20 protein-coding genes and 1 riboswitch are annotated in these 19,195 nt (G+C 40.6%); of the genes, 9 read left to right on the top strand and 11 right to left on the bottom strand.

Translation table 11 applies throughout. From position 1 onward, the window contains the following. Nucleotides 1-11: 11 nt before the first annotated feature. From KSMBR1_RS05700 to KSMBR1_RS23230, 5 genes are all read left to right on the top strand, one after another. Nucleotides 12-485 carry a type II toxin-antitoxin system VapC family toxin gene (locus KSMBR1_RS05700; protein ID WP_099324445.1) on the top strand — a complete coding sequence of 158 codons (474 nt, stop codon included), beginning with the start codon at nt 12-14 and terminating at the stop codon, nt 483-485. Between the two features lie 3 nt (nt 486-488). After that, the gene (locus KSMBR1_RS21515) at nt 489-662 is read left to right on the top strand and encodes a hypothetical protein (RefSeq protein WP_164994572.1); all 174 of its coding nucleotides are present in this window, start codon (nt 489-491) and stop codon (nt 660-662) included. A 235-nt stretch (nt 663-897) separates the two neighbouring features. Further along, nucleotides 898-1,425, top strand: coding sequence for a cob(I)yrinic acid a,c-diamide adenosyltransferase (gene cobO / locus KSMBR1_RS05695; RefSeq protein WP_099324444.1), 528 nt, complete (start codon nt 898-900; stop codon nt 1,423-1,425). Nucleotides 1,426-1,500: 75 nt separating this feature from the next. Next, the gene (thyX, locus tag KSMBR1_RS05690) at nt 1,501-2,229 is read left to right on the top strand and encodes an FAD-dependent thymidylate synthase (RefSeq protein WP_099324443.1); all 729 of its coding nucleotides are present in this window, start codon (nt 1,501-1,503) and stop codon (nt 2,227-2,229) included. 422 nt (nt 2,230-2,651) lie between these two features. After that, nucleotides 2,652-2,855, top strand: coding sequence for a GIY-YIG nuclease family protein (locus KSMBR1_RS23230; RefSeq protein ID WP_197705358.1), 204 nt, complete (start codon nt 2,652-2,654; stop codon nt 2,853-2,855). Between the two features lie 206 nt (nt 2,856-3,061). Here KSMBR1_RS23230 and fliE read toward each other — a convergent pair whose 3' ends face one another. The 6 genes from fliE to KSMBR1_RS05655 form a co-directional block, all read right to left on the bottom strand. Continuing rightward, nucleotides 3,062-3,361, bottom strand: coding sequence for a flagellar hook-basal body complex protein FliE (gene fliE / locus KSMBR1_RS05680; RefSeq protein ID WP_099324442.1), 300 nt, complete (start codon nt 3,359-3,361; stop codon nt 3,062-3,064). Nucleotides 3,362-3,371: 10 nt separating this feature from the next. Further along, the gene (flgC, locus tag KSMBR1_RS05675) at nt 3,372-3,815 is read right to left on the bottom strand and encodes a flagellar basal body rod protein FlgC (protein WP_099324441.1); all 444 of its coding nucleotides are present in this window, start codon (nt 3,813-3,815) and stop codon (nt 3,372-3,374) included. 11 nt (nt 3,816-3,826) lie between these two features. Next, nucleotides 3,827-4,204 (bottom strand): flagellar basal body rod protein FlgB, encoded by a 378-nt coding sequence (gene flgB / locus KSMBR1_RS05670; RefSeq protein ID WP_099324440.1) that lies wholly within the window; start codon nt 4,202-4,204, stop codon nt 3,827-3,829. Nucleotides 4,205-4,632: 428 nt separating this feature from the next. Continuing rightward, complete coding sequence (locus KSMBR1_RS05665; protein ID WP_099324439.1) at nt 4,633-6,003, bottom strand: sigma-54-dependent transcriptional regulator; 1,371 nt, start codon at nt 6,001-6,003, stop codon at nt 4,633-4,635. Nucleotides 6,004-6,044: 41 nt separating this feature from the next. Then, the gene (locus KSMBR1_RS05660; RefSeq protein WP_099324438.1) at nt 6,045-7,367 is read right to left on the bottom strand and encodes a two-component system sensor histidine kinase NtrB; all 1,323 of its coding nucleotides are present in this window, start codon (nt 7,365-7,367) and stop codon (nt 6,045-6,047) included. A 30-nt stretch (nt 7,368-7,397) separates the two neighbouring features. Next, nucleotides 7,398-8,255: a tetratricopeptide repeat protein gene (locus KSMBR1_RS05655; protein ID WP_157820407.1), complete on the bottom strand. Its 858-nt coding sequence runs from the start codon at nt 8,253-8,255 to the stop codon at nt 7,398-7,400. A gap of 623 nt (nt 8,256-8,878) precedes the next feature. On the opposite strand from KSMBR1_RS05655, the gene KSMBR1_RS05650 reads away from it, so the two are divergent. Both KSMBR1_RS05650 and KSMBR1_RS05645 read left to right on the top strand, forming a co-directional pair. After that, nucleotides 8,879-9,172, top strand: coding sequence for a BrnT family toxin (locus tag KSMBR1_RS05650; protein ID WP_099324436.1), 294 nt, complete (start codon nt 8,879-8,881; stop codon nt 9,170-9,172). Then, nucleotides 9,169-9,408 carry a BrnA antitoxin family protein gene (locus KSMBR1_RS05645; RefSeq protein WP_099324435.1) on the top strand — a complete coding sequence of 80 codons (240 nt, stop codon included), beginning with the start codon at nt 9,169-9,171 and terminating at the stop codon, nt 9,406-9,408. Before KSMBR1_RS05650 ends, KSMBR1_RS05645 begins: the two co-directional genes overlap by 4 nt. Nucleotides 9,409-9,606: 198 nt before the next feature. Here KSMBR1_RS05645 and KSMBR1_RS05640 read toward each other — a convergent pair whose 3' ends face one another. The 5 genes from KSMBR1_RS05640 to KSMBR1_RS05620 all read right to left on the bottom strand — a co-directional run bounded on the left by KSMBR1_RS05640 (nt 9,607) and on the right by KSMBR1_RS05620 (nt 16,148). After that, entirely contained in the window at nt 9,607-11,442 is a 1,836-nt protein-coding gene (locus KSMBR1_RS05640; RefSeq protein ID WP_099324434.1) for a tetratricopeptide repeat protein, read from the bottom strand. Between the two features lie 263 nt (nt 11,443-11,705). Next, the gene (locus tag KSMBR1_RS05635; RefSeq protein WP_099324433.1) at nt 11,706-12,644 is read right to left on the bottom strand and encodes a tetratricopeptide repeat protein; all 939 of its coding nucleotides are present in this window, start codon (nt 12,642-12,644) and stop codon (nt 11,706-11,708) included. 149 nt (nt 12,645-12,793) lie between these two features. Beyond that, complete coding sequence (locus tag KSMBR1_RS05630) at nt 12,794-13,174, bottom strand: STAS domain-containing protein (RefSeq protein WP_099324432.1); 381 nt, start codon at nt 13,172-13,174, stop codon at nt 12,794-12,796. After that, a complete protein-coding gene (locus KSMBR1_RS05625) occupies nt 13,164-14,699 on the bottom strand; it encodes a response regulator (RefSeq protein ID WP_099324431.1) in 1,536 nt (511 codons plus the stop codon). Before KSMBR1_RS05625 ends, KSMBR1_RS05630 begins: the two co-directional genes overlap by 11 nt. A gap of 39 nt (nt 14,700-14,738) precedes the next feature. Further along, on the bottom strand, nt 14,739-16,148 hold the full coding sequence (locus KSMBR1_RS05620; RefSeq protein WP_099324430.1) for a sigma-54-dependent transcriptional regulator: 1,410 nt from the start codon (nt 16,146-16,148) through the stop codon (nt 14,739-14,741). Between the two features lie 935 nt (nt 16,149-17,083). Continuing rightward, nucleotides 17,084-17,168, top strand: a riboswitch (cyclic di-GMP riboswitch). Between the two features lie 81 nt (nt 17,169-17,249). On the opposite strand from KSMBR1_RS05620, the gene KSMBR1_RS22360 reads away from it, so the two are divergent. Together KSMBR1_RS22360 and KSMBR1_RS05615 are read left to right on the top strand one after the other, a co-directional pair. Continuing rightward, on the top strand, nt 17,250-17,708 hold the full coding sequence (locus KSMBR1_RS22360; RefSeq protein WP_230408047.1) for a hypothetical protein: 459 nt from the start codon (nt 17,250-17,252) through the stop codon (nt 17,706-17,708). Continuing rightward, nucleotides 17,689-19,158 carry a diguanylate cyclase domain-containing protein gene (locus KSMBR1_RS05615; protein WP_164994563.1) on the top strand — a complete coding sequence of 490 codons (1,470 nt, stop codon included), beginning with the start codon at nt 17,689-17,691 and terminating at the stop codon, nt 19,156-19,158. The genes KSMBR1_RS22360 and KSMBR1_RS05615 overlap by 20 nt, the downstream gene beginning before the upstream one ends. Nucleotides 19,159-19,195 lie beyond the last annotated feature (37 nt).

Raw genomic sequence — 19,195 nt, 5'->3', positions numbered from 1 at the left:
ATAATTTAACCATGAATCAGAAACTGTACATAGAGACAAGTATTATAAGCTATCTAACCTCTAAACCGAGTCGTGATATTATTATAGCCGCTCATCAACAAATTACATACGATTGGTGGTCTACTCATCGAGATGAATTTGATTTATTCACTTCACAATTTGTAATCGATGAAGCCGAAGCAGGCGACCCCGATGCAGCACAAAAAAGATTATTGGAATTAAATAAAATAGCTTTACTTGATATCACAAATGATATTATTGGTTTATCAGAAGCTTTAATGGATAAGAAATGCTTACCTCCTAAAGCCGTGGTAGATTCTTTACATATTTCTATAGCATCAATCCATAATATGAATTATTTATTAACCTGGAATTGTAAACATATAGCAAATGCGAAAATGCGACCATTAATTGAGAAAGTAATATTTGATAATGGTTATATCGCTCCGATAATCTGTACTCCAGAAGAATTATTAGGAGAATAAAAAATGTATAATGATCCAATAATAGAAGAGATTCATAAGTATCGTGAAAAACACGCCGCCAAATTTAATTACGATATTAAGAAAATTGTAGATTATTATAGAAAGCGACAAAACGAAAGCTCAAAAAAAATTGTAAGTTTCATTAAAAAAGCTGATGAAATCCACACAGAAAACTAATAATATCTTTTTGGTAACTATTCAGCGTAAACGATACACGGCTCGTTCCCAAAACCTTGTACTGAACGTAGTGAAGTATCTGTTTGAGAACGAGTTGCGCTCTGCACCCCCGGTAGTTTGATAAATTACGCTGAATAGCTACGCCTAAGTTCTTGTCGTCTGTTTCTACTCTACTGGTTCCTCTTTTGTATTTTACGTTTATTTGATTCTGGCTTGTCCCGCTTTAGGATAATATATGGAAAATGGGCTTATACTTATACATACCGGAAATGGAAAAGGGAAAACTACCGCGGCATTAGGGCTTTGCTTTCGTGCTATTGGACAGGGGATGAAAGCGCTTATGCTTTCATTTATCAAAAGTTCTCAAAAAACCGGCGAGATGAGGGCTGCTAAATTATTGGAACCTGATTTTAAGATGGTTCTCATGGGGCAGGGATTTATTAAAACGCAAAAAGGACATTTTTCCGAAGAAACTATCAAAAATGTCAAAGAATCCTGGGAATATGCGAAAAAGGAGATTTTCTCAGATGAATACGATCTCATTGTTCTTGACGAAATTAACCATTTGATTGATTATGGATTGCTGGATGTCGAAGACGTTATTGGGGTGATACAAAATAAACCCAGGCGATTGAATCTTGTCCTTACAGGACGGAATGCCAAAAGTCAATTGATCGATATTGCGGATTTAGTGACTGAGATGAAAGAAATAAAGCACCACTATAAAAATGGAATAAAGGCACGTAAAGGGATAGAATTTTAGCGGGGTGAAGTCTCAAACCGAAAAGGGATACAGATTTTTAATGTTTATTTTTTCATCTTGTTATATTATGAAAACATGTCTGAATCAAAACTAAATGTACTATTATTACGATACACACAAGACCCTGAACATATCGTGGCGCAAGCCGCCAAACTGTGTTATAGCCCCTCCTCTGTTGCTGAATTAAAGGAACAGATTGACAGCAAGGATCAGTCCGTTTTTATTGAAAAATTAACGGAAATGGGGCATCTCTCGCCCATAGAACACGTCAGTTTTACCTTTGGTATAGAGGGCATTTCCCGCGCCTGTTCACATCAGCTTGTCCGGCATCGTTTGGCTTCTTATTCCCAGCAAAGCCAGCGTTATGTGGGAAAGTACCGTAAGAAAACCGGTGGTTTTGATTTTGTTATCCCCCCCAGGATTGAAAAAATCGGAAAAAAACAGTGGTTCATTGAAAAAATGAATTGTATTCAGGAATGGTATGACGAACTGATAGAGGCGCTGGGCGATAGTGGAGAAAGCACATTTGAAGACGCCAGATTTTTACTGCCCAATGCCGCGGAGACAAAGATTATCATTACCATGAACGCCCGCGAATTATTGCATTTCCTTCGTGTACGTTGCTGCAATCGCGCACAATGGGAAATCAGGGCTATGGCAATTGAAATGCTGCGGCTAGCGAAAAAGGTCGCCCCAAATATTTTGAAAGATGCAGGCCCTGGTTGCGTAAACAATGCATGCCCGGAAGGAAAAATGACGTGCGGGAAGATGGTTGAAGTGAGAACTATGTTTAGAAATATATGATACTGTGGGTTGCCTCTTTTTTTCTATTTTTTTGTAAGTTTTTCTTCGTGTCCTTTGCGTTCAATATTCTTTGTACTACTATCCATCAACTTCTTGTTTTTTATGCTAGTTTTTTTAAATGCATAACCGTTCTTCGGAGTGAAAGATAAAGCCAGAGTGAAAATCTCACTTTCACTTTATCTCTCACTCCGAAGGGTTGTTTCGTATTTCGAATTTGGTTGCGACTAAAGGACTCGCCAGGTGTTCCGTGGTTAAAGAGCGTGTTATTTGCGAGGTTGCTTCGGAAAAGACCCTCGCAATGACACGCTGGCACCCTTGTAATGACACGCTTTTGTCATTGCGAGTCCTCAGTTTGTCATTGCGAGGGCTTTTTCCGAAGCAATCTTTTTCAATAACACCGGATTCAATCAAAGTAATTTGTAATGGATAAATTATACTCTGTTTACATAATGACGAATAAAAATGATACAGTACTCTACACATGGGTAACGAACAATCTTAAAAGAAGAGTATATGAACATAGAGAGAAGAGGGTCGAGGGATTTACAAAAAAGTATAATGTTACAAAACTTGTCATTGCGAGGGTCTTTTCCGAAGCAATCAGTATACTACGAGATATTTCGTGACGTAAGAAACGCCATATCCCGTGAGAAGCAAATTAAGGGTGGCTCAAAGGGCTAAAAAAATAGAATTAATTAATGGAATGATGCAGGATGGAAGGATCTCCATGACGGTTTATGAGGTTGCTTCGGAAAAAGCCCTCGCAATGACGAGGTGGTTAAACTCTCTTTGGTTGCGGCTTTGCTGCGATGTGTATTATGTATTATTCCAGTTACATTTGCATACGCATAACTTCCTTGTATGTTTCTACCAGTTTGTTCCGGGTTTCCATCATAAACTTAAAGCTAACCTCCGCCTTTGACATGGCAACCATAACTTCGTGGATGTTTTCAATCTTTCCACCGGAAAACTTCTCGATACTGTCACTGGCTTTCACCTGAAGGTCATTAATCTCATTGATAAAACCTCCCAATGTATCTTTAAAGGAAGCGCCTTTCTGCTCTTCAACAAAATCAAACCCTTTGTTTTGTTGAATTGAATCGCCATTATTATTAATCGGTAAAACAGCCATAACTACACCCCTATCTTCCAATAATTGACAATGCCTGATTTGTAATATCTTTAGAAGAATTTATCACCGCAAGATTCGCTTCGTAAGATCTGGACGCCGTGACCAGATCAACCATCTCCGTTGCAATGTTTACGTTAGGCATCTCTACAAAACCATTTTCATCCGCCTGAGGATGCCCGGGAATAAATACCTTATTAAAAGGTTCTTTGCTTTTCATAATATTACTCACCTTTACGCCGCCCAAACGTTCCATTCCATCAATATCGGACAAATTAGCCGCCTTATTAAGAATAGACTGAAATTCCACTTGTTCCCTGCGATACGGACCGCCGTCGGGAGAGTTAGTAGCGTTTGCATTAGCAATATTATTTGCTATCACATTCATGCGGATACGTTCCGCGGTAAGCCCGGTAGCGCTTATATCCAGCGCTGAAAATACCTTACTTATTCCCATATTTTCCCTCCTTATCCTTTAGAGCCGTCAATTGCGGCTTTTACTAAATCAAATTTTTTTGCCAGTAACTGCGAATATATTTTATAAAAACCCGTATTTTTCAGTAAAGTAGCAACCTCTTTTTCCATATCCACCGTGTTTCCATCGTTGCGCAATGTCCCATCTACAACATCTTCTGAAATTACGACCTTTGGTTCAAACTTATTAAAATTTTTCTGCGAACTGCTTTGTATAGCCTTTTCAAGCTCACCCTCAAAATTAACCACCATTTTCTTGTAACCAGGAGTGTTTACATTGGCAATGTTGTTTGCAACAACCTTGTGCCTTAGAGACGAAACATCCAACATATTCTCTAATAAACCAAACGTTTTATCTAAACCAATATTCATAATCTTTCTCCTTATCCACAGAACATCGCAAAACAAATACCGGAAAACAGAGACAGCAAATACAATATGCAATAAAAATACACATATATCTATTTATCAATAAGATACAGCGTAAGTAAAAATATATTATTGCATCCGTGAAGGCAAATCTTTGCCCCCCTATTAAGAAAAAATTTCACGGTATGTAGGAAAATACATCGCCTTCTGCTCAATCCTCAGTCCTCAATCCTCAATCTGCAATTTGCCGACTGCCGATTGCCGATTTCAGAAGTCAGAAGTCAGAAGTCAGAGTTTTTCGCGGACATCTGACCTCTGATCTCTGATCTCTGACATCTGACCTCTATTGAAAGCCGACTGCCGACTGTAGATTGTAGATTGCTACGGTATAATGGGAAATCCCAAGTCCCCAATACCTCCATTGCCACAATTTATTGAGCAATTACGTATTTATTGAGTTTATTCCGCAATGTTCTGGTTGTAATTTTAAGCAACCCGGCTGCCTTTGTTTTATTCCCGCCCGTTTTTTCGAGTGTGGTAAAAATCAACTCCTTCTCTGCATCTTCAATAGATTGACCATTCTTTTTTATGTTTACGGAATCATTACACATGGTATGTTCGGATTTTTTTATGTCAATGAGGGATGTAAAGTTCTCTAATCCAAGCTCTTCCGATGAACCCATAACAACCGCTCTTTGCATAATATTTTTCAATTCCCTCACATTCCCAGGCCAATTGTATTGGGAAAGGTAATCCATTGCCCTTTTTTCAATCGATTTGACAGATGAATTATTTTCCGAACTATATTTTTCAAGATAGGTATTCGCCAGCAACGGGATATCTTCGCGCCTCTCCCGTAAGGGCGGTAAGTGTATTGGAACAACATTTAACCGGTAAAACAAATCCTCGCGAAACGTCCCCTTTTGTATTTCCTTTGCCAAATCCCTGTTTGTGGTTGCCACAATGCGGACATCGATTTTTATGGTTTTTTCTCCCCCAACCCGCTCAAATTCCTCTTCTTCCAGCACCCGCAACAACTTTGCCTGTATATTGGGAGAAATCTCGCTGACTTCATCAAGAAGCAGCGTACCTTCGTTTGCCAGTTCAAAGCGTCCTATACGCTTTGCCACCGCTCCGGTATATGCGCCGCGTTCGTGCCCAAAGAGTTCGCTTTCCAGGAGGGACTCTGCCAGGGCTGCGCAATTTACCCGAATAAAAGGTTTTTCGCAGCGCGGGCTGAAATAATGTATCGCACGCGCAACTAATTCCTTGCCCGTACCGCTTTCTCCCTGTATAAGAACACTTGCCTTGCTCTGTGCAATCTTTTTCAGTTGTTCATATATTTGCGACATTTTAGAATTTTTGCTGTACACAGGCTCAGATTTTTCATCCACATTGGAAGCAGACCGCCAGTATTTATTTTCGGCGATTAATTTCTGCCGTTCATTCACCCTTGAGATTAAAAGCTCTATCTGATCGGGAGAAAAAGGTTTTATAATGTAATCATAAGCGCCTTTTCTCATAGCTTCCACAGCAGACTCTATAGTGCCATACGCAGTCATGAGAATGACTACGGTTTCCGACGAAATTCCCTTTACCTTTTCAAGCGCCTCCATGCCGTCCATTCCAGGCATTTTCATATCCATGAATATCATGTCAAAATCTTCTTTGCCGATTCGCGAGACGGCTTGCTGTCCGTTGCCAACCCCTGTAACATCATATCCGCCTCTTTTCAGCGTTTCACAGAGGTATTCACGCCCCAATGCATCATCATCGACAACCATTATTTTCTCGACACTCATTTTATTCCCCTATAGACTGGAAGACATAAATAACTTGCTACTTAAGCAAACTGCATCGCCAATGCCTCTTCTTCCGGAACGAAGGCGCTGTACGAATCCATATAGTCATGCGAATTTATGGGCAGATTAATATAAAATGTCGTTCCCTTTCCCTCTTCGCTTTCAACAAAGATTTTGCCGTTATGCGCTTCTACAATTTTGTTCACAATTGCCAATCCAATCCCCGTTCCATCCTGTTTTGTAGTAAAAAAGAGGTCAAACATCTTCCGGACAACCTCTTTTTTAATTCCTACTCCGGTATCCTTTATGCCAATCTGAACAACGCCGTTGTCGTTTTCTCCCTCTATTGTCCGCGTAAATACCGTTAAATGGCCTCCGCATGTCATAGATTGAATTGCATTTAAGCAAAGATTCAAAAAGACCTGCTGCAATTTTTCCGCATCGCATTTCAAACAATAATCATCTGCGCCGTATTCTTTATGGATAGAAATAGCATCTATTCCATTCCGGTTCATGTCTTCCTTAATAAAAAAGAGTGTTCTGTCCAAAATTTCAGATATACGGCTATTCATTAAACTCAATCGCACCGGACGCGCGAATACCAGCAACTCGGTAACCGTTTTGTTCAGATTTTTTGTGCCTTGTATTATATTTTTTACCAGTTTCTTACGGGGGTCGGAATCTTCAAAGTCCCTTGCAAGTAATGCAGAAAACCCTTCAATACCATTTAGTGGATTACGAATTTCATGGGCAATACTGGCCGCCATTGCGCCAATGGCTGCAAGTTTATCCGCTTTTCTCAATCGCATCTCCAAATCTCTTATCTTTGATAAGTCTTTAAACACCTCTACAGCGCCTATAATATTGTCCTGCGAGTCCTTAATCAGTGACACGCTGCTTTCCAGCATCCTGGTTAATCCCTGGCTGGTCTTTATTTTACGCTCAACATTAATAAAATTTTGCCCCTTTTTAATAGCCTCCGTAAGCAAGGATTCACCACCGTCCGCATTTTCGTATAAACACGCTATATTTCCCCCTACCACGCAAGACCCGCTGAAGCTCAATATTTCTTCTGCCGCCGTATTGAAAGTAGTTATTTCCCCTTTCACATTTATGGCGATAACACCGCTATGAATACTTCCCAAAAGACTATTTAGATATTTCGTAAGGCTGTCGAGTTCCTGCACTTTATCCTTTAAACGGGCATTTGTATCTTCCATCTCCTTATCTATTTCCTTTACCCTGCTTTGCAGCTTATTGTAAGCCTCTTCCAAACGCAATGTATAAAGATTAAACTGTTCAAAGGCGGTTGCGAGTTCATTCCTGAATTTTTTCGGATATTTGTTCACGGCAATATTTTTCATAACGTAACCCCGTTTTCTTTTCCCATTATTTCACTCATTATTATCAGAAAGCATTAACAATTTATTATTCTTCAATGTATTTTTCCCCTGCCATTCCTTCCACCAGGCAATATCATCAACATACCATTTCGCTTGCACTATTAACTCACTCTTCGGATTTTCGTCGATAAAACGCTGGAATTCATTCAGCGCGTCATCGTATTTTTTTAACTGCCGGAAACAATTTGCAATCTGGTACCGGGCCCACATGTATTGATACGGCGTAACCGCTTCTTGCGGAATATTTTTATAACCCTGCAAGGCTTTTTCATATTCACCCAATGTATAAAAACATTCTGCTATTGTTATGGGAGGCGTCTCTTTTTCTATGCCGGTCAAATAGCGATGCAGCCGGTTGTGCATCCTGGCTCTCTCCTCGCCATCCTCAACGGACGCATCAACTTCTTCTTTTTGCGGCACTGCATCCTCAAAGTTTTTTGAATACTGTAATGGCGTGTATTCTGAAATCTCGTTTGATGTATCACCGGCATCGCTTTGGCCGTCTGTTTTTGACACATTGCCCACTTCATGAACCGCCACAGAATCAATATCTTTCGTTGCGCCTGATTTAAAATATTTCCCAATCCCTGTCTCTGAAGTAACGCCTTGCAATGTTAAATATTTCTTTTCTAATTCCCGAAGCCGTTCGTTTTCAACGTTGAGATTTGATAATACCCTTTCCACTCCTTGATGTTCGCCCGCACCAGACAAAGTACCGACCAAAGCAGAACTTCCATGAGATACGTCCTGAATCTCTCCGGTTCCTGCATTTTTTCCACTGTTTACAGTCTCGCTAAACAAACATCTTTCAGAACTTATAAAAACAGGCACACCCATCCACAAAGCCATAAAAACCACCAGGAACTTTTTCTCTGTTTTTTTCAAAAAACTCAAATAACACGTCCTTATGTTTACCTATGCTGGCGTAGCCAGAACCAAACAAGAAAGAAATAAAAAATACGAAAATTAGAATCCACCCCCTGCACCCCCGCCAGCGGGGGACATTCTTCCCCTTTGGAGGGGGGTAAGGGGGAGGATTTTGCCAAAAAAAGCAAAGAAATCACTGCTAAGGTACTAATTAGTTCATGATATTAAAAAAAATGCAATCAGTATAAAGGGCATCGCAAAAGCAGTGCCGTACACGGCCGACAACAATAACCCTGCAGGCAGATACTACAGAAATTACGGCACATGGACTCACAACTATTTTACAAAAGAAAGCTTATGTCACAATAATTATCAAAAAAATACCAGGTAACCATACCTGAAGCGCCTGTCGTTGTTATTGATAAGTAAAAAATATGGACGCGTTGTCTAATTATAAGACAATAAAGAGGCGGGAGACTTTATACAAGGTCATCAGTTGGGGTTTTGCAGTTTGTCAGGGTGCATCCCGTTTTTGAAAAATTTGACTCCCTGTTTTGTTTGAACCCGAACCTTGACATCAATATTTTTATAAGTACAATGTACATATGATCGAATTAACATTTGAATGGGATAACCGGAAGGAAAAGTCCAATATCAAAAAGCATGGGATTTCCTTCGAAGAAGCGCGTATAGCCTTTTATGATGAAAATGCCATTCAATATTTTGATCCCGACCATTCACACGAAGAAGATCGTTTTATCTTACTTGGAATAAGTTATAAACTTAGGCTTCTGGTCATCTGCCACTGTTTCCGGGAAAGCGATACAGTTATCAGAATCATCTCTGCGAGGAAAGCCGATGGCGATGAAGAAAGTGAATATTGGAGGAACAGACAATGAGAGACCATTATGATTTTTCCAAAATGAAGGGGCGTAAAAATCCTTATTTAAAGTATTTAAAACAACCGGTTACTATGCGTTTGGACCGTGATACTGTTCTCTATTTCAGGTCTATGTCGGAGGATACCGGTATTCCATACCAGACCCTAATAAATCTTTATCTTCGTGACTGTGCAATCAGTCAAAGAAAACTCCAAATAAAGTGGCCCCCCGGAAAAGCCGAACAACCGGCTTGAAGCAGGGGTAAAGACGCAGTTAAAGATTTGGAAAATGGATGGTGCTTAGGGACATAGAAGAATTTAATATGCCTGTAATTGTCATTTCTGCCAAGGTGAGAAATCCTAAGATTCCTCACCTTGCTCAGTCCTCAATTTGCAATTTGCCGACCGTAGACTGCCGATTGCGGGGGGATTCTTTTATGGCTGAGACAGGCATCATCCCAACTCTAAACGAAACGCTTTTATTGCTTGTTCCAGTTTTCCCATAGCTTTATAACAAGCGCCAATTCTTTCAAATGCAAACGCCCTGATTTCCTTTTCGCTGCTATTTCCTAAAACATCTATATATGCCTTCACAGCTTGTTCGTATTTTTTTTCGCAGAAGAGTGCATCCGCCAGGCCAACCATTCCTTCTATTAATACCTTGCTGTAAGGGTACTTCTTTATAAAATCCTTAAAACCTTCCTGCGCCCGCGCATAATTATCATCATCAAAATAACACCATCCTATCTCCATGGCCATTTTGTCCGCATATTCATTAGTTGGCCAAAATTGTATCCCTTCCCGGAATGTTTTTATCGCAGAATCATAAAAGTGCATTGCCCGCAGAGACTTTCCCAAAAAATACATACCGCGTGGGACATTGCTGCTGTTTGGATAGGTTTCCAGCGCTCTCTTAAAAACCTGGAATGCCTCAACATAATTCTCATTATTATAGAAGCATTCTCCCAATAAGAAACTTGCGTCTTCGGCATATCTCTCATTGCCCGCATTGGCCAGGAAATTCCCCAAAACTGTTTTGGCATCCTCATACTCCTTCAACGAGAATAAACATTTTCCTATTAAATATTCAATCTCAGCCCCTATATGGAGGGAATTATAGAGTTCCCTGGCCTCCATCAATGCCCGAATCGCCTCCCGGTGTTTTTCCATTTTTGCAAGCGCTTTGGCAATGTTAAGCTGCGCCTTAGCGGCAATCTCTGTTTCCGGATATCCATTCAGCACCCTTTCGTAGGTGTCCTTTGCCCGCACATAAAACCCCTGCATCATTAAAGAGTCGCCGATCCCCATAAAAGCATCGGCAATTAAAGGATCTTTCGGATAGCCATAAATAAACTGAAAATACGCCCTAATGGCGCTTTCCGGGTCATTGAGGCGGTAATAACAGTCTCCGATTTTAAATAAAGCATCTTTTGCAAAGAGAGACGTTATATATTTTTTTACAACAACCTGATATTCCTGCAACGCAAGAAAATTGAAACCCAGATCATAATAATAATTCCCCAGTTCATAATACGCCTTGACGACCATTTTGTCGTTGGGATATTTTATTTGTGCCCTTTGATATATTTGGGCAGCCTTATCCTTATAATAGTCAGATGCCGTATCGACGTTAAGCTGTGACAAAGAGGTAACAAATATAGCGTTCTCTTTCGGAATAAATTCCAGGTTGCGCATTCCGATAATTACTTCCAATATATCCTGTAATGGGCTTTTTTTGATTGATACATTTATAAAAGATGACAAGTATTCGGGTGCAATTTCTTCATCCACAATAATACTTTTGCCATAGACTGCTGACAGCGCTTTCAATATTTCAGACACCTGCACCTGTTTTGCGTTAATTGAATAAACCGGCATATCATACTCGTCCAGTTCTTTTTTCAGCATGATATTTTCATTTGGTTGTATAAAAACCTCTTTTCTTTCTTCCGGAGCACCACTCTTCTTTTCAGCCGCCTTCGTCCCGGCGCCATTATCTTCCTTTTCTTCTAACTCCTGATCTCTTAATATTTGCAATTGCATTTGGAGCATCTCAAGATTTCTCAACTCTTTATTTAATGATTCACTGAGTTCGCTTGATTCATCAATAGCCTGCAACTGCATCTGAAGCATTTCCAGGTTTTTCCTCTCCTCGTTCAATACGCCCTGCACGGTATTTGAGATATCCTCCTTCGCCTCGCCAGTAGTCTCCTCACCGGCTTTGGAAAGAGAGCATACAGGAAATACGCCTAAAAGAAATATGAGTATAAAAATTATTCTTCTATTCATTATTCATTATCCCATAAATGGTATATGCAGAATTTTGTAACACTTTAGTTTTTAGAAAAATTCCAATAATAACGCTACTTGCCGTATAAGTGCAGGGGCGGAGCATTTGCTATAAACGGTTGCCGCTCGTTCCTCACTTGAAATATCTAAGCCCACTAAATTCATGTAGTGCGACGAACCTCGTCGCACTACAAATGACAATTCCCCGTTTAACAAGACTAAAGTGTTACCAAAATTCTTCATTTGCCTTCCTATTCTTCGTTCTACAAATGGTCATTGCTTTTCCCGGATCCTGCGGTGACCGTACCTACCATTTGAGATGCATTTTTCAGACGTTTTGACTCCTCCCGGTAATAATCTCCGATTTTAAAATAAGACTCTGCCACGCACGACTTATCTTCTTCCGTTTTGCAGTCACCTTCCTGGGCGATAACGGAGTAAAGGGTTTTTCTTGCTTGCTTATAGTCCCCCAGTTTTGCGCAACATTCACCCATTTTTAATCTGCTTTGCAATTGATACTCGCTGTTAAGATAATCATTGTTTAAATGCCTGAACACTTCAAGGGCTTCCTTATAATCTCCCGATTGAAAATAACAATCGCCCAAACGATATACAATAAAATCCTCATTCAGAAAAGGCATCGATTTGTCTAATCCCTTTCCATAGAGAGAAGCCGCCGTCTTGTAATCGCCCTGTTCGTACAATCGATTTGCTTCGATGATATATTCTGTCCTGTCTTCCTGCGTTTCTTCCCGGCCTCGCTGTACACCAGAAGAATTTTCCCCCTTTATATCGTCTGACAGTTTTGCCTTAGCCCTTTTGCCACCCCTTAAATTGTCGTTCAAGTCCATATATTTATCCAAAGACTCTTCCAGCTTTTTTTCCACAAGGCGGGAAACCATTTTATTGCCTTTTACTTTAATCCAATCTTTCTGGAGAAATAAAAAGAAGCTTATCGCGCCTACTATAAAAAAAAGCACCATAGCGGAAAGTACATATTGATTGAGCAACATGCCCGCTTTTAACAATTTTTTTGATTTTACCGACTCGTCAGAGGCTTCATGAACAGGCATATCGGGCGCGTCTTCACCTTGCGAAATCGCTTCCGGGAAAGAATCTTCCTCCTCCCGTTTTTGCAGCCCTTCGATTATTTCATTTAATGCAGTTTCCTTTTTTTCGTCATCAGATGGAGTATTAGTCATATTTTATTACCTCTTAATAAAGTTAGTACCTTATCAGTAATTTCTTTGCATTATTTGACGAAATATTTAATGGTCACTTATGCAGTCGGCAATCTACAATCGGAAATCGGCAAATTGCAGATTTAGGATTGCCGACTGAGGACTGAGGATTAATTTCCCCCTGACCATAAAAATGTTCTTTCCAGTTTCCCCACACGGGGACCAATGCTTGACATTGCTTCATCCTCGTTCTCAAATACCTCCACAATGCGAAGCAGGCCGGTAATATCCATAAGTTTTTTAATGTTTTTATTTGTTTGAACCAGCTTAAATCCCTTTTGTTTTTCCCTGAAACAACTCACATAATATGCGATACTCCCCAATGCGTTTGCGGAAATATACTTTACATCTCTGAAATTCAGTATAATGGCGCATGCATCTTCGCACAAAATCTTAAGCATGCACTCCAGTTTGATTGCCCCCTCATACACGAGGTTCCCCTTTGGCGATAACACGACCACATTGCCTTTTTCATGCCTTTCAATTTCCATAGAAGTTTACCCGTTTCGCCAAAAAGACCGAAGTCCCGGTTCCCCTGCCGGATTGTATCATTACTCTATCCATTAACTGTTTCATAACAAAAATCCCTCGCCCGTCTTTTCTTGCTATGCCTTTATAAAATGTCGTATCAGGTTCTTCATAGTTCTGCGTATCAAATCCACAGCCCCTGTCGCTTACCACTATGATGATATCTTCCCCCAATCTAGAAAATTTCAGAACAATTTCCCCTTTTTCCCCCTCCTTGTATGCAAAGAATAATGCGTTCAAAACGGCCTCATTAACAGACGTAATAATGTCATGCCTCTTACACTCGTCACCCACTATTTTTGACAACTTTTCTTCGAATAATTGCAGCACTTCATCATAATCATCAATGGGCATGGAAATAGAAATCTCTTCTTTCCATGGCATGCATCTGCCATTCTCCAGGGTAAAGGCAGCGACGGAACAATTTCGTGCATCGGCAGTCAGTTCATGCCATCCAACTATTCCCTCTTTCATTTTTTTCGCCACATGCTCACAATCCCCGGCAACATCCCGCACAAGTGCATCCCTGAGCCTGTCTTTCTGAATAATTCCCTTCCGGATGCTTGTAGCAACAGCATTGCTGTCAATCACAATAAATCTATTACCCGCAGGCATTGGCAGGGTTTGCTCCGGCACGCTTATGTCAGGAAACATATTTAGGAATAAGGGATACGATTGCAACTGTGTCATTTCTTTTTCCTGCGAAAATACAAAACAGGCGAGTCCTTCCCCGCAAATTGAATAAGAGAGTTTTTGCCCTTGTTTCTCCAAAATTACACAGAAAAGCATAAGCGGAAAACGGTTTTTTATATTTTCGCAGAGAAATGTATTCATGTTTTTTATCAAAGATGCCGGTGATCTGCATGTTTTAGCCTCATAGCGAAAAACTGTTTTTATCACCGTATCCAGATTTTCCAACCCGGCCTCGCGTGAAAAACTTCCAAACAGCGCCAACTGGCGGTCATCAGTCTCAACGGCATCATAAAAAGTAAGATTTGCCTTCTCTGTTTCGTCCTGCACAATATAACAGGATGAATCCTTGTGCTTGTCAGTATATACCTCACACGGCCGTGGTTCTTCATTCCCGCGTTTTTTTTCGCTATGCGCATTTGTACCGGTATTTTCGCCTTCACTCAGGACTTTGCGAATCACCTTCTTCATATGTTCAAGCTTAAAAGGCTTTGTTATAAAATCAGAAACGCCGGTATGCATCGCCTCAATAACCGCCTCCGTTGAACCATAACCCGTCATAATAATCGCCCTTATTGAGGGATTTGCCTTCTTTATTTCAGCAATTAACTGCACGCCATTCATGAAGGGCATAGTTAAATCGCTAATCACCAAATCGTATTTTCTTTTTTTCGCCAATTCCAGGGCTTCAATGCTATCGTTGGTCTCCTCCACATCATAACCGTCATCCAAAAGGGTATTTTGCAAAGCCCATCGCAGCGTTTCTTCATCATCTACCAATAAAATTTTTTTCTTCATCTTTTTTTTATAGGCGATCTTTTGCTTATTAATTAAATATTACTGTGCAATGCCATACTCTTTTATTTTATTATATAAGGTCGTTCTGTTGATACCCAGCACCCTTGCCGCTTCCGTCCTTCGCCATGAGGTTTCTTTCAGGACATTTTCTATATGTTGTTTTTCCATAAATGCCAGTGAACGGGCATCAAGTCCGTCGCTGCTTACACAGTCAGTATTTCCATCAACAGTAATACCGGCAAGGCTTTCAGATTCTTTTTTCCCAACGCTGATATTTGCAACATATTTAGGCGATAATGCGCTGCCGTTTGCAATCAACACGCCTCTTTCTACCACATTCTTTAATTCTCTGATGTTCCCAGGCCAGCCGTATTCCAATAATATCCGTTCAGTATCGGGCGGGATATCGCAAATATTCTTGCCAAACTCATTATTATATTTATGTATAAAGTATTTCACCAAAAGCATTATATCTTCTCTTCTTTCCCTCAATGGCGGCACATAAATCGGCAATACCTTCAACCGGTAATACAAATCCTTTCTAAAATTTCCCGACGCTATTTCTTCTTCAAGGTTCCTGTTTGTCGAGGCAATAATCCGAACGTCTATTTTGATATCCTGTATGCCGCCAACCCTTTTGAACTGCCTTTCCTGCAGAATTCTTAAAAGTTTTGCCTGCAGCAAAACCCCCATCTCGCCTATTTCATCAAGGAAAACGGTTCCCTTATCGGCAATTTCAAACAAACCCGGTTTACCGGCTGTCGCCGCGCCGGTAAATGCCCCTTTTTCATAACCAAATAATTCTGCTTCCAGAAGGCTTTCCGTCAGGGCAGCGCAATTTATATCCACAAAACGCCCTGATTTTCTTGCGCTTAACCGGTGCACCGCCCTTGCAACAAGCTCTTTCCCGGTACCGCTCTCTCCTTGTATTAACACCGTTGTAGAAGAACTTTTTGCCACCTGTTTAATAAGAGAATATATCTCTTTCATCTGCGGGCTATTGCCAATAATAATTCCGTCCGATTCTTCATCAAACGTCCATTGCTTTTCCTTTATTTCAAGCACCTCCTGGCGCAGCCCCTGCCTCCTTAATGCCTTTTCAACCACCGACCTTAACCTGTCAAGCTTAAACGGTTTCTCTAAATAATCGTATGCCCCTAGTCTCATTACTTCAACTGCCGAGTCTACGCTTCCATATCCCGTCATTACCACCATTAACGCGTTAGGGTCTTTCTCTTTTATTTTTTCAATAAGTTCCACTCCATTTATATTGGGCAATCTCAAATCCAGCAGTATCAAATCCGGCATAAATGTATCCATTTTCTCCAGCGCTTCTTCGCAACTACCGGCGGCAATTGCTTCATAACCCTGCGCATCTAAAAACTCCCTGACAGAAAGCCTGATTGTTTCTTCGTCATCGACAATAAGAATTATACCTTTCGGCTTCATTTATTTATCCTTCCATTAAAAACAAACCGTTCAATGTCCCACGCATTATAAAACTTAATTTTTTTCCCGTAAAAAAAATACTTTGAGTTCAGTATATCAAAACGTTTAATTTTTAAACACTACTAATCTTCCATTATCAACATCTGTTTAAAAATACGATTTCTCACACAATGTAGTATTTTTTTAAGAGGATACTTACACGTTTTTATAAAACTTATGCAAAATAATCAATTTCCGTGTATTCCGCGTGTTCCGTGGTTTAACTGGTTTTTATAAAACTTATGTACAAATTAAATCCCCTCTAAGCTGAATAGTTACCAGAAACATTTAAATGATTATGTAGCGTTGTCGCAAATTTTATACCACTGTTTATAGCCATACTTTAATCAGCCTGATCTAAAAATTTGTAACAGTTTAGATTTTTGGAAAAACAAAAATGCTCGTTCCCAAGCTCCGCAGACTGGGTCAAATGGGCAATTTTATCCTATTTTACGACAGGCATTCTCCACTTTAATGGGAAAACAGCACTAAATAGGGTCGAAAACAGGCATAATGCGAAGAGTTGTCCCCACTTTTGAGACAATAAAGTTCATTTGACCCAGTCTGTCCGGCTTGGGAACGTAATTGCGTTGGAAGCTCTAGCTTCCATTTAGCCGGCAAGCGAAGCTTCGTGTATTATTCGATTCAAAAGAGGTTCCCAAATATCTTGGGTAACATACTGAAAAGCCTCCAAGCTGACATAATGGGTTCATTCCCTTTTCCATTCGAAGCTGGAGCTTCTCAAACAATCCCGTTCCCAAGCCGGAGCTTGGGAACGAGCGGTTTTTTTCATAGGACTAAAGTATTACAAAAATTTTGATACCGGTAAAAATAACTATTGAATAACCCGTGGTAATAATGTATATTTCCCGCTTTTAATACAAGATTCATGAAAATATCGATAAAGGCAAACCCTGAGCAATCAGGGGACGCAAAGTAAAAGGTCTTTACTTACAGTACAAAGATAGCCTTACTACCGATAAGTGCTGAATTATTCAGCCTTCGACAGTAAGATTTTTTTTGATTTTAGACATTACTGTGCTTTATTCTTACATGACTATTATGGTTATACGGCTATGGTTATACGGCTATGGTTATACGGCTATGGTTATACGGCTATGGTTATACGGCTATGGTTATACGGCTGCGCGAAGCGCAGCCGTATACAGCACAGAGCTATCGCTTTCCGCCTTTGATTTATTTGAATGCACACAGATTCTTAGGTTCGGACAAATCACAGTAGCGAAAGCCAATACAAACTTTACGCTTCGTCTCGGCAAGTTCACACTCCGCACATATCTCTATCGTAACCACCTTCAGATTACACGCCTCAATAGTAACCAGCATGTCTGTTGTAAAGGCAAAACCCAACGTCTTTCTTATCATTCAGAACAAAGTGAGTTAAGTAGGATGGGCATTGCCCAACGAAAAACAAGCAATGCGAAAGAGTGTGTAATGTTTTTTCCCGTTCCAGCGCTCTCGCGTGGGAATGCAGGATCAGATGCCCTGTATCTCGAGTAATAATCCGGACTCAGAGCGTCCAAAACAATTTGTTGCCACGCAGAGCGCGGTAACAGGCAGAAAAGATAAACGTATCATGTTTTACACGTTAATAGAACAAATCCCATGTGCAGTAATTGTGACAGACATAAAGGGAACTATTGAATATGTAAATTCGCAATTTACTGAACTCACCGGCTATACCCGGGAAGAGGTTACAGGGGCAAATCCCCGCATACTGAAATCCGGCAGGACTGCTCCCGAAGAGTATAAACATTTGTGGGAAACAATTACCTCCGGCAAAAAATGGAAAGGGGTGTTTTGTAATAAGAAAAAAGACGGCAGTTTCTACTGGGAGAAGGCGTCTATTTCTCCCCTCATGAATGAGGAAGGAATGATAACACATTTTTTTGCGATAAAGGAAGATATAACAATACAAAAGCAAAATGAACAGCGGCATGAAATCCTGTATATACTGTCGAACATATTGATGGAGTCTGTTTCTGTTGATGAGGCTATTCCAAAAATACTCCAAACAATAGGCGAGGGAGAAATTGGCAGGCAGATCGGAGTTGACAGGGTATGCCTTGTGCTGTCCGGTACGAATAACGGCATGGCTGACAATGTTTATGAATGGTGCAACGAAGGCATACCCTCTCAAAGACGTCGATTTATGGACGTTTCCTTCTTCGCATTCACATGGTGGATGAAACACCTGCGTGCGGGCGATGTTATTCATATCCCACAGGTGTGCCGTATGCCAAAAGAAGCAGCGGCAGAACAAGAGTTTTTGATTAAACGGGAAGTCAAATCCGTATTGTCCTTTCCGGTATTTGCGGACAAAGATTCATTCGGATTTATTAGTTGTGAAAATATTTTGAACGGCTGCTCCTGCAAAGAACAAGATATAATGCTGCTCCGTATTGTTTCTGAGATTATAGGCAATGCCATTGTACGTAAACGTTCGGAAGCGTGTATTCAACACATGGCATATCACGATGCCCTTACCAACCTCCCCAATCGCAATTTATTTCGTGCCCGGCTGGAAATGGCCATCCTTCAGGCAAAACGTAATAAGAAGATGGCAGCCGTCATGGCGCTTGACCTGGATGGCTTTAAGGCCGTTAACGATTCCTTCGGGCATCATATGGGAGATTTGCTGTTAAAGGAGGCAGCCGTGAGGATGAAGGAATGCGTCCGGGAATGTGATACGGTTGCCCGCTTTGGGGGAGATGAGTTTATGGTTATCCTTACAAACATTAATCATAGAGAGGATGCAAATCATGTGGCGAAGAAGCTTCTCGGATTACTTTCCCAAAAATTCCTGATTAATAATGACAAAATCGGCATTACCGTCAGCATAGGCATCAGTCTATATCCGGCAGACGGCAATGACATGGAGGATTTAATCAAAAAAGCCGACAATGCACTCTATTGTTCCAAGAAAGAAGGGAAAAATACGCACCGGTAAGTAATTTCAAATTCCCCTCTTGGGAGGGGTAGGGGTG

This window comes from Candidatus Kuenenia stuttgartiensis, from assembly GCF_900232105.1.
GTDB classification, from domain to species: Bacteria; Planctomycetota; Brocadiia; order Brocadiales; family Brocadiaceae; genus Kuenenia; species Kuenenia stuttgartiensis_A.
Note: the sequence above shows the minus strand (reverse complement) of the source record. Positions and strands in the feature narration are given on the sequence as shown.

Bases quoted from the DNA above. Each gene is read 5' to 3' on its own strand.
- KSMBR1_RS05640 (WP_099324434.1), bottom strand. From the start codon at position 11,442: ATGAATAGAAGAATAATTTTTATACTCATATTTCTTTTAGGCGTATTT.
- KSMBR1_RS05630 (WP_099324432.1), bottom strand. From the start codon at position 13,174: ATGGAAATTGAAAGGCATGAAAAAGGCAATGTGGTCGTGTTATCGCCA.
- KSMBR1_RS05700 (WP_099324445.1), top strand. From the start codon at position 12: ATGAATCAGAAACTGTACATAGAGACAAGTATTATAAGCTATCTAACC.
- flgC (WP_099324441.1), bottom strand. From the start codon at position 3,815: ATGGGAATAAGTAAGGTATTTTCAGCGCTGGATATAAGCGCTACCGGG.
- flgB (WP_099324440.1), bottom strand. From the start codon at position 4,204: ATGAATATTGGTTTAGATAAAACGTTTGGTTTATTAGAGAATATGTTG.
- KSMBR1_RS05635 (WP_099324433.1), bottom strand. From the start codon at position 12,644: ATGACTAATACTCCATCTGATGACGAAAAAAAGGAAACTGCATTAAAT.
- cobO (WP_099324444.1), top strand. From the start codon at position 898: ATGGAAAATGGGCTTATACTTATACATACCGGAAATGGAAAAGGGAAA.
- KSMBR1_RS05645 (WP_099324435.1), top strand. From the start codon at position 9,169: ATGAGAGACCATTATGATTTTTCCAAAATGAAGGGGCGTAAAAATCCT.
- KSMBR1_RS05620 (WP_099324430.1), bottom strand. From the start codon at position 16,148: ATGAAGCCGAAAGGTATAATTCTTATTGTCGATGACGAAGAAACAATC.
- KSMBR1_RS05615 (WP_164994563.1), top strand. From the start codon at position 17,689: ATGCCCTGTATCTCGAGTAATAATCCGGACTCAGAGCGTCCAAAACAA.
- KSMBR1_RS22360 (WP_230408047.1), top strand. From the start codon at position 17,250: ATGGTTATACGGCTATGGTTATACGGCTATGGTTATACGGCTATGGTT.
- KSMBR1_RS05625 (WP_099324431.1), bottom strand. From the start codon at position 14,699: ATGAAGAAAAAAATTTTATTGGTAGATGATGAAGAAACGCTGCGATGG.
- KSMBR1_RS21515 (WP_164994572.1), top strand. From the start codon at position 489: ATGTATAATGATCCAATAATAGAAGAGATTCATAAGTATCGTGAAAAA.
- KSMBR1_RS05655 (WP_157820407.1), bottom strand. From the start codon at position 8,255: ATGGCTTTGTGGATGGGTGTGCCTGTTTTTATAAGTTCTGAAAGATGT.
- thyX (WP_099324443.1), top strand. From the start codon at position 1,501: ATGTCTGAATCAAAACTAAATGTACTATTATTACGATACACACAAGAC.
- KSMBR1_RS05665 (WP_099324439.1), bottom strand. From the start codon at position 6,003: ATGAGTGTCGAGAAAATAATGGTTGTCGATGATGATGCATTGGGGCGT.
- fliE (WP_099324442.1), bottom strand. From the start codon at position 3,361: ATGGCTGTTTTACCGATTAATAATAATGGCGATTCAATTCAACAAAAC.
- KSMBR1_RS23230 (WP_197705358.1), top strand. From the start codon at position 2,652: ATGGATAAATTATACTCTGTTTACATAATGACGAATAAAAATGATACA.
- KSMBR1_RS05660 (WP_099324438.1), bottom strand. From the start codon at position 7,367: ATGAAAAATATTGCCGTGAACAAATATCCGAAAAAATTCAGGAATGAA.
- KSMBR1_RS05650 (WP_099324436.1), top strand. From the start codon at position 8,879: ATGATCGAATTAACATTTGAATGGGATAACCGGAAGGAAAAGTCCAAT.